This window comes from Leifsonia sp. TF02-11 (assembly GCF_017565305.1).
Classification (GTDB): domain Bacteria; phylum Actinomycetota; class Actinomycetes; order Actinomycetales; family Microbacteriaceae; genus Leifsonia.
This window is the reverse complement of record NZ_JAGEKP010000004.1, coordinates 208,243-220,392: the sequence shown is the minus strand read 5'-3', so window position 1 is coordinate 220,392 and position 12,150 is coordinate 208,243. Positions and strand designations below refer to the sequence as shown.

Annotated in this window: 9 protein-coding genes; all 9 read left to right on the top strand. The window is 71.3% G+C overall.

All coding sequences use genetic code 11. The features are described from left to right. The first annotated feature begins 9 nt into the window (after positions 1-9). The 9 genes from JNB50_RS06865 (at position 10) to rapZ (ending at position 12,146) form a co-directional block, all read left to right on the top strand. Positions 10-1,314 carry a DUF58 domain-containing protein gene (locus JNB50_RS06865; protein WP_208039372.1) on the top strand — a complete coding sequence of 435 codons (1,305 nt, stop codon included), beginning with the start codon at positions 10-12 and terminating at the stop codon, positions 1,312-1,314. Continuing rightward, complete coding sequence (locus tag JNB50_RS06860; protein ID WP_208039371.1) at positions 1,311-1,850, top strand: hypothetical protein; 540 nt, start codon at positions 1,311-1,313, stop codon at positions 1,848-1,850. Before JNB50_RS06865 ends, JNB50_RS06860 begins: the two co-directional genes overlap by 4 nt. 207 nt (positions 1,851-2,057) lie before the next feature. Next, positions 2,058-5,033 (top strand): excinuclease ABC subunit UvrA, encoded by a 2,976-nt coding sequence (gene uvrA / locus JNB50_RS06855; RefSeq protein WP_243768184.1) that lies wholly within the window; start codon positions 2,058-2,060, stop codon positions 5,031-5,033. A gap of 1 nt (position 5,034) precedes the next feature. Beyond that, on the top strand, positions 5,035-7,071 hold the full coding sequence (uvrC, locus tag JNB50_RS06850) for an excinuclease ABC subunit UvrC (protein WP_208039370.1): 2,037 nt from the start codon (positions 5,035-5,037) through the stop codon (positions 7,069-7,071). Between the two features lie 158 nt (positions 7,072-7,229). Beyond that, a complete protein-coding gene (locus JNB50_RS06845; RefSeq protein WP_208039369.1) occupies positions 7,230-7,925 on the top strand; it encodes a DedA family protein in 696 nt (231 codons plus the stop codon). After that, positions 7,922-9,139: a sensor histidine kinase gene (locus JNB50_RS06840; protein WP_208039368.1), complete on the top strand. Its 1,218-nt coding sequence runs from the start codon at positions 7,922-7,924 to the stop codon at positions 9,137-9,139. The genes JNB50_RS06845 and JNB50_RS06840 overlap by 4 nt, the downstream gene beginning before the upstream one ends. Continuing rightward, on the top strand, positions 9,136-9,807 hold the full coding sequence (locus JNB50_RS06835; protein WP_208039367.1) for a response regulator transcription factor: 672 nt from the start codon (positions 9,136-9,138) through the stop codon (positions 9,805-9,807). Before JNB50_RS06840 ends, JNB50_RS06835 begins: the two co-directional genes overlap by 4 nt. A gap of 116 nt (positions 9,808-9,923) precedes the next feature. Next, positions 9,924-11,225 (top strand): acyltransferase, encoded by a 1,302-nt coding sequence (locus tag JNB50_RS06830; RefSeq protein WP_208039366.1) that lies wholly within the window; start codon positions 9,924-9,926, stop codon positions 11,223-11,225. 33 nt (positions 11,226-11,258) lie between these two features. After that, the gene (gene rapZ / locus JNB50_RS06825) at positions 11,259-12,146 is read left to right on the top strand and encodes an RNase adapter RapZ (protein ID WP_208039365.1); all 888 of its coding nucleotides are present in this window, start codon (positions 11,259-11,261) and stop codon (positions 12,144-12,146) included. Positions 12,147-12,150: the final 4 nt, after the last annotated feature.

Genomic DNA, 12,150 nt, shown 5'->3' with positions numbered 1-12,150 from the left:
CGTTCGCGCATGCCCGGCCCGCGCGAGCGGCCGGCCAGGCCGGAGGGCGGCTCGGGCTGGTCGCTGAGCCCGGCGGCCACCGCCGCGGCGATCGTCGCGACCGTCTGCCTGGTCGCGGCGTTCGTGATGTCCCGGCTCGAACTCGTCCTCGTCGCGGCGCCGCTGTTGCTGAGCGCGGTCATCGGCTGGTCGTCGCGTCCGGACGGCGCAGCGGCCCGCACGGACGTCGCCATCGCCGGCGACGACACCGACGGCCGCGTGCGCGTCGACGCGGTCGCCGAGGCGGAGGGGCGCGTCGACGGCCTCCACCTGCGGATCCGGCGGTCCGACCGGGAGCCGGAAGATGCGGTGGTGACCCCGGGGTTCGCCGGGCGACTCCGTCTGCGGGTCGCCGTCTCGCACTCGGGCCCCCAACGCATCCTCTCGATCGCCGCCCGCGGGATCGGTCCGGACGCGGCCTGGGTCGGCGACCCCGGCCGTCCCGCTGTCGCGGAGCGAGTCGTCCGCCCGAAGCCACAGCGCGTGCGGAGCCTCCCGTTGCCGGCGCGGCTGCTCGGGCTGACCGGCGGACACGTGTCCACGCGCCCGGGCGATGGCGGCGAGTTCCGCGACATCGACCGTTTCCGCGCGGGAGACCGACTGCGCAGGATCGACTGGAAGGCGACGGCGCGTCTGGCCCAGCGACCCGGGGAGCTGTACGTGCGGCGGACCACGGCGACGTCCGACGCCGCTGTGCAACTCGTCGTGGACGCACGGGACGACGTGCCCGGCGCCGTCGCGGGGTGGGCTGCGCCGTACCCGAGACCGGGCGTGACGTCCCTCGACCTGGCGAGGGAGGCCGCCGTCTCCCTCGCGGAGGCGTACGCCGGCGCATCCGACCGGGTCGGCTTCGACGACCTCTCCGACGCCCGCCGTGCGCTGCCGCCGCGCGCGGGGGCACGTCACCTCAGCAGGGTGTTGCGTGCCGTCGAGCTGACGACGGCGCACGGCGCGGCCACCGAGCGGGCGCGGGCGCCGCGGCTCGCGCAGGGCGCCGTCGTCTATGTGATGTCGACCTTCCTCGACGACCAGGCGACCCGGCTGGCGCTCACCTGGCGGGCGGCCGGCCATCGGGTCGTCGTGGTCGACGTGCTGCCGCCCCGGAGCGTCGACGAGCTCGCCGCCCGCGAACGGCTCGCCCTGCGCGTCGTCGACCTGGAGCGCGGCCTCCGGCTGGACCGACTGCGCGCGGCGGGTGCCGAGCTGCTCGTCTGGTCGTCGCCCGACCGCGACGCGACAATCCGCCGCCTGGCGACGACGCGGAGGCGACCGTGAGCGCGGCGGGCGATCGCAAGCAGCCGGCCGGACGAGCCGACGCGGACCTCGGGCGCACCCTCCCCGCCTGGTCGCTGCGGGTGGCATTCGCCGCCGTCGCGGTGCCGCTCGCCTGGACCGCCGCGCCCAGCGGGCCATGGCCGGCACTCGCCGTCCTGTTGACCGCGGTCGCCGTCGCCGTCCCGCGTTGGCGGGTCGCGTGGGTCCTCATCGCGGTGCTCGCGTTCTCGACCCTGCTGGAGCCGGGGACGGTGACGCCGCGCCTTCTCGCGCTGATCGCCGCCGTTCAGCTGCTGCACGTGCTGGCGTCGTGGATGCTCGTCCTGCCGCCGACTGCGCGGTTCCAGCCGGCCGTGCTGCTGCCGTCGCTGCGGCGCTTCGTCGTGATCCAGCTCCCCGTGCAGGCGGGCGCCGTCGTCCTCCTGCTGGTCGCTCGCCCCGCCGTCGCCCCCTGGCTCGCGATGGTGTCGGGGGCCGCGATCGTGGGCCTGGTCGTGCTGCTGGCCGCGATGCTCCTGGCCCGACCGCGGGCCTGAGCGGGCGGTGCTCGGCGGCGTCGGGGAACGAATGTCGGTGGTGCGGCGTACGCTCGCGCGTGGTCGCGAATTCTCGTGGCGACGCGGTAGAATCGAACAAAGCTTCGAACCATCCCGAGAGGGCCGTCGCGCACGTGCGCGGTGGGCGAACACGCGACCGGGGCGACGGCGGAATAGCGGAGAATGGAACGAGTGAGCAGTCTGGGTATGAACGCGAATTCGGGTTTCGACGGCGTGGACTTCGATGACGAGCCGGGGGGCAGCGGTTCCGGTACCGGGTTCGCCAAGCCGAGCAAGGTCGTCGGATCGCACCTGAGCGTCCGTGGCGCACGCGTGCACAACCTGCACAACGTCGACCTCGAGATCCCGCGCGACTCGATGGTGGTCTTCACCGGCCTGTCCGGGTCGGGCAAATCGTCTCTGGCGTTCGACACGATCTTCGCCGAAGGGCAGCGCCGCTACGTGGAGTCGCTGTCCGCGTATGCGCGCCAGTTCCTCGGCCAGGTCGACCGCCCCGACGTCGACTTCATCGAGGGCCTGAGCCCCGCGGTCTCCATCGACCAGAAGTCCACCAACCGCAACCCGCGGTCGACGGTCGGCACGATCACCGAGATCTACGACTACATGCGACTGCTCTGGGCGCGCATCGGCGTCCCGCACTGCCCGGTCTGCGGCGAGAAGATCCAGCGGCAGACGGTGCAGCAGATCGCCGACCAGCTCATGGAGCTCGAAACGGGCACGCGCTACATGGTGGTGAGCCCGGTCATCTCGCAGAAGAAGGGCGAGTTCGTCGACCTCTTCAAGGAGCTCGCCGCGAGCGGGTACTCGCGCGCCCTGGTCGACGGCCAGCAGGTCCAGCTGAGCGACCCGCCGACCCTCAAGAAGCAGTACAAGCACGACATCGCGGTCGTGGTCGACCGGCTCGTCGCCGGCCCCGACATCCTCGGTCGCCTCACCGACTCCCTTGAGACCGCGCTCCGGCTCACGGACGGCCTGGTCCAGGTCAACTTCGTCGACCGCGAGGGTCCTGAGGCCTGGCAGTCGTTCAGCGAGAAGCTGTCGTGCCCGAACGGGCACCCCATCCAGCTCACCGAGATCGAACCCCGCACGTTCTCGTTCAACGCTCCGTTCGGCGCCTGCCCCGAGTGCTCCGGCCTCGGCACGCGCATGTCGGTCGACGAAGACCTGCTGCTCGGCGACGACGGGCTCAGCATCGCCGAGGGCGTCATCATCCCGTGGACGACGCAGGGCAAGGGCCTCTTCAACTACTACGAGAAGCTGCTCGACGGCCTCGCGCGCGACCTCGACTTCTCGCTGAACACGCCGTGGAAGAAACTCCCGGCCGCGGTCAAGGAGGCCGTGCTCAACGGCGACAACTTCGAGGTCAAGGTGCGGTGGAAGAACCGCTACGGGCGCGAGATGTCGTACACGTCCGGCTTCGAGGGTGTCGTGCCGTACATCGAGCGCCAGTACGCCCAGGCCGAGACCGACACGCAGCGCGCCCGCTGGGCCGAATACCTGCGCGAGGTGCCCTGTGCGGTCTGCAAGGGCAAGCGCCTCAAGCCGGAGGTGCTGGCCGTCCTGGTCCACGGCGCCTCGATCGCCGACGCGTCCCTGCTCAGCCTCTCCGACGCGCGCGCGTTCATGGAGAAGCTGCACCTGACCGAGCGCGAGCAGAAGATCGGCGCGCAGGTGCTGCGCGAGATCAAGATCCGTCTCGACTTCCTCATCCAGGTCGGCCTCAGCTACCTCGACCTCGCGCGCGCCGCGGCGACCCTGTCCGGCGGTGAGGCGCAGCGCATCCGCCTGGCCACGCAGATCGGTTCGGGGCTCACCGGCGTGCTGTACGTGCTCGACGAGCCGAGCATCGGCCTCCACCAGCGCGACAATCGACGTCTGATCGACACGTTGGTCGCCCTGCGCGACCTCGGGAACACCCTGATCGTCGTCGAGCACGACGAAGACACCATCCGCACAGCGGACTGGATCGTCGACATCGGTCCGGGGGCGGGCGTCAACGGCGGCCACGTCGTGCACTCGGGCTCGTACGACGAGCTGCTCGCGAACACCGACTCGCTCACCGGCGACTACCTCGCCGGCCGACGTGAGATCGCGATCCCCGAGAAGCGCAGGAAGATCGACAAGAAGCGCGTGATCCGGGTGGTCGACGCGGAGGCGAACAACCTCAAGAAGGTCACGGTCGACTTCCCGCTCGGCGCGTTCGTCGCGGTCACGGGCGTGTCCGGCTCCGGCAAGTCGTCGCTGGTCAACGACATCCTGTACCGTGTTCTCGCCAACAAGCTCAACGGCGCCCGCAAGCTCCCGGGCAAGCACCGCACGGTCACCGGACTCGATCACCTCGACAAGGTGGTGCACGTCGACCAGGCGCCGATCGGTCGCACCCCGCGCTCCAACCCGGCGACCTACACCGGCGTCTTCGACCGCATCCGGACTCTGTTCTCTGAGACGCCGGAGGCCAAGGCCCGCGGCTACCTGCCCGGCCGGTTCAGCTTCAACGTCAAGGGCGGGCGCTGCGAGGCGTGCTCGGGCGACGGCACCATCAAGATCGAGATGAACTTCCTGCCCGACGTCTACGTGGCGTGCGAGGTGTGCGGGGGAGCACGGTACAACCGCGACACCCTCACGGTGCACTACAAGGGCAAGAACATCGCCGAGGTGCTCGACATGCCGATCAGCGAGGCGGCGGAGTTCTTCCGGCCGATCTCCGCGATCCACCGCTACCTGCAGACCCTCGTCGACGTGGGGCTCGGCTACGTGCGGCTCGGCCAGAGCGCCACGACCCTCTCGGGCGGCGAAGCGCAGCGCGTCAAGCTGGCGACCGAGCTGCAGCGCCGGTCGAACGGCCGCAGCGTGTACGTGCTCGACGAGCCGACGACCGGCCTCCACTTCGAAGATGTGCGCAAGCTGCTGCTGGTGCTGAACGGCCTGCTCGACAAGGGCAACACGGTCATCGTCATCGAGCACAACCTCGACGTCATCAAGTCGGCCGACTGGGTCATCGACCTGGGGCCGGAGGGCGGCGCCGGCGGTGGCATGGTCATCGCGACCGGGACACCGGAGCAGGTGGCCGAGACCCCGGGAAGCCACACGGGCTACTTCCTCAAGGAGATCCTGCAGGGGGAGGGCGCCATCGGCTCCGAGCGTGTCCGCGGCGCCGCGTAAGATGCCGCCTGTGAGCACGACCCGCACCGACACGGTGAGCTACCGGCCCAAGGCGGGCGAGATCCCGACCCAGCCGGGGGTGTATCGGTTCCGTGATGCGAATCGGCGGGTGCTGTACGTCGGCAAGGCCAAGAACCTCCGCGCGCGGCTGAGCAACTACTTCCAGCCGCTGCGGAGCCTCCACGAGCGCACGCGGCGCATGGTGACGACCGCCAACAGCGTGGAGTGGACGGTCGTCGCCAGCGAGTTCGAGGCGTTGCAGCTGGAGTACACCTGGATCAAGGAGTTCAATCCGCCCTTCAACGTCCAGTTCCGCGACGACAAGTCGTACCCGTATCTCGCGGTGACGCTGGGCGACCGCATCCCGCGGGTCATGGTCACCCGCAACCGCAACCTCAAGGACGCCCGGTACTTCGGGCCGTACACGAAGGTCTGGGCGATCCGCGACACGGTGGATCTGATGCTGAAGGCGTTCCCGGTGCGCAGCTGCTCCGACGGCGTGTACCGCCGCGCGGAGCTGACCGGTCGGCCGTGCCTGCTCGGCGACATCGGCAAGTGCGCAGCGCCGTGCGTCGGGCGGATCAGCCCGGAGGATCACCGCGAGCTCGCCGAAGACTTCGTCTCGTTCATGGCGGGCAACGACAGCAAGTACATCCGCGAGCTCACCGAGAAGATGAAGCACGCCGCGAGCACGCTCGACTACGAAGCCGCCGCGAGGCACCGCGACGCCATCCAGGCGCTGGAGGCGGCGATGGGAAAGAGCGCCGTCGTCCTCCACGAGAACGTGGACCTCGACGCGTTCGGCATCGCCCACGACGAGCTGGCCGCGGCGGTGCAGCAGTTCATCGTGCGCGGCGGCCGGATCCGCGGTGTGCGTTCCTGGGTGGTCGACAAGGAACTCGACATCGAGCTCGGCGAGCTGGTCGAGACGGTGCTGCAGAACGCGTACGAAGGCTCGGACGCCCCGCCGCGCGAGATCATCGTGCCCGAGCTCCCGGAGGACGCGAGCGAACTCGAGCAGTGGCTGATGGCGCGGCGAGTGGAGGCCGACGAGGCCGGCCCGGTGCGCCGCGGCCCCAAGTCGACCGGCAAGGTGGAGCTCCGTGTGGCGCAGCGCGGCGACAAGGCCGCGCTAGCGCAGACCGCCGAGATGAACGCGAAGAACGCGCTCATCCTCTACAAGACCCGGCGCAGCTCCGACTTCGTCGCCCGGTCGAAGGCGCTCAACGACATCCAGGACGCCCTCGGCATGGCCGACGCTCCGCTCCGCATGGAGTGCTTCGACGTGTCGCATCTCAGCGGCACCAACATCGTCGCCTCCATGGTGGTCTTCGAGGACGGCCTGCCGCGCAAAGACCAGTACCGCCGGTTCAGCATCCCGGAGTCCACCGACGACACCGAGTCGATCTACCAGGTGATCACTCGCAGGCTCGCGTATCTGAAGGATGACGCGCCCGGAGCCGGCGACGTTCTGGGGGCAGGCGAGTCCGCGGAGACCCACGACACTCCGGAGACCGGCGACGATCGCGAGAGCGGTGACGATCCGGGGATCGACGTCGACGCGGAACTGGCCGAAGCCGCCGAACGCCGCCGCCGCAAGTTCTCCTACCCGCCGAACCTGCTCATCGTCGACGGCGGTCAGCCGCAGGTCGCCGCCGCCCAACGGGCGCTCGACGAGTCGGGGGTCACCGGCATCCAGCTCGCCGGGATCGCCAAGCGGCTCGAGGAGATCTGGCTGCCCGACTCCGACTTCCCGGTCATCCTGCCGCGCAACAGCGACGCCCTGTTCCTGGTGCAGCGCCTCCGCGATGAGGCGCACCGGTTCGCCATCACCTATCAGCGGGCCAGGCGCAAGCGCGACATCACCTCCGTGCTCGGTGAGATCCCCGGCCTCGGCCCGGCGCGCGTCAAGGAGCTGCTGAAGCACTTCGGATCGGTGGCGCAGCTGCGGCAGGCGACGCCGGAGCAGATCGCCGAGGTCCGTGGCGTCGGCCCGACGACCGCGGCCGCCGTCTACGAGCGCCTCAACGCCGACTGACGCCGACCCGAGACGCGCAGAGTACGCCGAGAACGGTCGAGGCGGCGGATAGTGCGCCGTCTCGCGGCTGCCCGGTGCTCCCGAATCACCCCGTGGTACGGGCCGGAGGCTACCCGGGGGTGATGTGCGCCCGACACCTCGTCCGTAGCGTCGAGGGCATGGATGTCGTCAACGAGTTCATCGCCAGCGCCGCGGCCTCGCCCTGGGTGTATCTGGTCGTCTTCGCCGTGGTGCTGGTGGATGCGTTCTTCCCGCCCGTTCCGAGCGAGTCGGTGGTCATCGCCGCCGCGGCGGCAGCGGTCGCCACCGGCAACCCGAACCTGCCGTTGCTGCTCGGGTGTGCGGCGGCCGGGGCGGTGACCGGCGACAACCTGACCTTCGCGATCGGTCGCGCGGTGGGATTGGAGCGGTTCCGCTTCGAGCGTCGGCCGCGGCTGCGAGCGGCGCTCGACAGGGCTCGGCGCGGCATCCACAGCCGGGCGGGCGTCCTCGTGCTCTCTGCGCGCTATGTGCCGGTCGGCAGGGTCGCGGTCAATCTGGTGGCAGGCGCCGCCGGCGTGTCCCGGCTGCGCTTCTTGATGCTGTCCGCGATCGCGGGAGTCTCCTGGGCGCTGTACTCCGTTACTGTGGGAGTGCTCGCGGCGCACTGGCTGCACGGCAACGCGTTCCTGGCGATGCTGATCGGGATCGCCGTCGGCGTCGCGGTCGGGTTCGTCGTGGATGCGCTGCTGCGGGCATCGGGTCGGCGGCGCGCCGCCGCGGGGGCGGGCGCAGAGGTGACCGCCGCGCCCGAGGGAGAGCCGGCACCCCGGCCGGTCCAGGTCGGCACGATGACGAAGGAGGTCGGACGATGACCGGCACAGCCGTCGCGCCGACGTTGCGCCTCGACCGCTCGCTCGCCCTGCTCTGGGGAACCACCTGCACGGCGGCCATCGTCCTCTTCGCGCTCTCCGCTGCGCTGGGATCCTCGCTCTACGGCATCCCGGTCGTCCTCGCCCTGCTGCTCGCGCTCGTGCTGGCCGGGTCCCTCGTGCTGGCAGTGGTTCTGCCCGTCGTCGCCGCGGGGACGTCGGCGGCAGCGGTCATCGCCCTCGCCCTCGCGGGGTCGCCGGACACCGGGAGCCCGTGGCCGGTCGCCATTCCGACGACGATTGCTTTCGGGTTGACGCTGGCTCTCGTCGTCCTGCGCTCCGACTGGCGTCCCGGGTTCATCGCCTGGGTGGTCGCGGTGGCCGGCGCCTCGGTGGTGGGCATCGCAGGCCATCGGCCGCCGGTGTCCGCCGACGCGGCGACAGCCGATCTGATCGTTTTCGCAGCCGTGTCCGGGGTGCTGCTCGGCGCTGCCGTGCTGGTGAGCCGGTGGCAGGACGTGCGTCGGCAGTTGCTGCGTGAGCAGCAGCTGTCCGCGTCGGAGCACGCGCGTCTCGAGGTGGCGGAGGAGCGTACGCGCATCGCGCGCGAACTGCATGACGTCGTGGCGCACGGTATGTCCGCCATCCAGGTGCAGGCCTCCAGCGCGCGCTACCGCCTGCCCGATCTGCCCGAGGACGCCGCGCGCGAGTTCGATGAGCTCGCGGCAACGGCACGCGCCTCGATGGGCGAGATGCGCCGTCTGCTCGGCGTGCTCCGTCACGACGGCGGCGCCGACCTCGCGCCGCAGCCCGGCCTCTCCGACGTTCCCGCTCTTGTCGCCGATGCGGCGCGGCACGGCGAGGTCGCCCTCGACGCCGAGCTGCCCCAGGACGACCCGGCGCTCGGGGACCCGGTGCTCGGGCTCGCGGCCTATCGGATCGTCCAGGAGTCGCTGAGCAACGTCGCCCGGCACGCGACCGGCGCACCGGTGCGCATCCGCATCGATCGGTCGGGCGAGGGCGTCCGCATCGAGGTGCGCAACGGCCGGGCGCCGGGCCGCCCGGCGTCGGCGCCGGCTCCGATCGGAGGCGGGCACGGCATCCGCGGGATGCGCGAGCGCGCGGAGCTCCTCGACGGGACGCTCACCGCCGAGGAGCTCGACGACGGGTTCGCCGTGGTCGCCGTGCTGCCGGCAGCGCAGGCGGTGACCGGGTGAGCGTCAGCGTCCTGGTCGCCGACGACCAGGCGATGGTGCGCGCCGGCTTCGCCGCCATCCTCGCGGCGCAGGAGGGCATCGAGGTGCTCGGCCAGGCCGAGGACGGCGCGCAGGCGGTGGAGCTCGCCCGCCGGCTGCGCCCGGACGTGGTGCTGATGGATGTGCGGATGCCCGTCATGAACGGCATCGACGCGACCAGGGAGCTGGTTCGGCCGAGTCGCGGCGATCCGCACCGACCGCTCGTCCTCGTGCTGACGACGTTCGACGCCGACGAGTACGTCTACGACGCGCTCCAGGCCGGAGCGAGCGGCTTCCTGCTGAAAGACGCGCCGCCCGCGGACCTGGTCCAGGCCGTGCGCGTCGTCGCGGCGGGGGAGGCGCTGCTCGCGCCGCGCGTGACCAAACGGCTGCTCGAGCGCTTCGCCGCGCAGCGCCCGACCGGCGGCGACAAGGCGCAGCGCCTCGCCGACCTCACGGAGCGCGAACGCGAGATCCTCGTGCTGATCGGTCGCGGACTGTCCAATGCCGAGATCGCCGGCGAGCTGTTCATCGCCGAGCAGACCGTGAAGACGCACGTGAGCCGGGTGTTCGCGAAGCTCGGGCTGCGCGACCGCGTGCAGGCGGTCATCCTCGCCTTCGACGCGGGCCTGGTCGAGCCGACTCCCTGAGCTCGTGACCCGTACCCGGGTACGGGTCGGCTTTGGCTCCCCGGGGTGACGCGCCCCACGGTGTCCTCCCGAGACGCTTCCTCCGTCGGTCCGCCGGACCGCGGAAGGAGCCCTCGATGTCCACCACCGTCGCACCCCTCGCCGTACGCACCCGGCCGGCGCCGGGTCGCCCGACGCCCATCCGCCGGGATGGCGCCGTCGACGTCGTCCGCGCGGTGTGCCTCACCGTCGTCGTCCTGCTGCACGCGCTCATGGTCGGCGTCTCCGTCGGTCCGCACGGACCGGTGCTCGAGAACGCGCTCGAGCGCTGGACGTCGTTCCCCGCAGTGAGCTGGCTGGTGCAGGTCATGCCGCTGTTCTTCATCCTCGGCGGCTTCTCCGCCTACGGGCAGTGGTCTCGGCTGCGGGACGCCGGCGGCGGGTACGGCGATTACCTCGGTGGGCGGCTCCACCGGCTGCTGTCGCCCGCGCTGACCGCGATCGCCGCCGCTGCCGTGCTGCTGTCGGCGCTCGCACTGCTGGGAGTGCCGGCCGACGTCGTCGCCGTCGCCGGCTTCCGGCTGTCGCAGCCGCTGTGGTTCCTGGGCGTCTACGTGCTGTGCACGGCGGCCGTTCCGCTCCTGGTCGCAGCACACGACCGCAGCCCTGTCGCCTCGCTCGGGGCGCTCGCGATGCTGGCGCTGGCCGTGGATGTGTTGCGGACGGCGACGGGGATCGCCGCGGTCGGCTTCGCGAATCTGCTCTTCGTCTGGCTGCTCGTGCAGCAGCTCGGCTTCTGGCTCGCGTCCGGCCGGCTGGACGCGCTGCGCCGAGGCGCGCTCGCCGGGCTGGCCGCCGCTGCGCTCGGCCTCGCCGTCGTCGGTGCGGTGGCGGGGCTCTGGTCGCCGGACATGTACGCCGCGCTCAACCCGCCGGCGACCGCGCTCGCGCTGCTCGGCACCGCCCAGCTCGCCGTGTTCCTGCTGCTGCGCCGTCGACTGCGGGCGGTGTCGGCGCGGCCGCTCTCCGGGAGGGTGGTGGACGCGGTCAACCGCCGCGCCATGACGATCTACTCCTGGCACATGCTCGCGCTGATCACGCTCGCCGGCCTCGTGCTGGTCTCCGGTCTGGCGCTCCCCGCGCCGCTGTCCGCGGCCTGGTGGGCGTCCCGTCCCCTGTGGCTCGCCGTCGTGGAGGCGGCGGTCGCAGCGCTGGTCGCCGTCGCCGCCCGTGCAGAGCGCGGGAGCTCGGCCGCCACCGCGCGCATCCCTGTCTCCGCGCAGCGCGCAGCCGCCGCTGCTGCGAGCGGGGCGGGCGGAGTCCTGATCGTGCTGCTCGCGGGTTCGTCCGTCGCCGGGTGGGTCGCAGGCGCGGCGCTCGTTTTCGCGGCGCTGCGGATTCCTCGCGGCGGCCGCGTCGCGGCCGCCCTCAGTCGGTAGGCTTGACCCACGCAGTTCAGAGAAGGAGATTCCGTGGCGACCGACATCGACACGAACGCCGAGCAGCAGGAAGTGCTGATCGTCACCGGGATGTCGGGTGCCGGCCGGTCCACGGTCGCGAACGCCCTCGAAGACCTCGACTGGTACGTCGTCGACAACCTCCCTCCGCAAATGCTGCGCCCGCTGATCGAACTGGCGAACCGGGCCGAGTCGGGCCTGCCCCGGATCGCCGCGGTCGTCGATGTGCGCGGGCGCAACTTCTTCGAGGACCTGCGGGAGATGATCCAGAGCCTCCGCGAGGGCACGAAGGTGCGGGTGCTCTTCCTGGAGGCGTCCGACTCGGTGCTGGTGCGGCGGTTCGAGCAGGTGCGCCGCCCGCACCCGTTGCAGGGCAACGGCACGATCCTCGACGGCATCGACGCGGAGCGCGCACGGCTGCGCGAGATCCGCGAGGCGAGCGACATCATCGTCGACACGACCGACCTCAACATCCACCAGCTCGCCACCAACATCACGGAGACCTTCGCGGCGGAGGACACCGCCGGCGTCCAGGTGACCGTCATGAGCTTCGGATTCAAGTACGGCCTGCCGCCGGACGCCGATCTGGTCGCCGATGCCCGCTTCCTGCCTAACCCGTTCTGGAACCCCGACCTGCGGCCGCACACCGGGCTGGACGACGTGGTCAAGGAGTATGTGTTCCAGCAGGACGGAGCCGAGGAGTTCGTCGCAGCGTACGTCGCGGCGATGCGCCCGATCTTCGCCGGCTACCAGCGGGAGAACAAGCGGCACGCGATGATCGCGATAGGCTGCACTGGCGGGAAGCACCGGTCCGTCGCGATAGCCGAAGAGCTCGCGACCCGGTTGAGGGGCTTCCCCGGCGTCGCGGTCAACACCAAGCACCGCGACCTGGGCCGTGAATGATGCC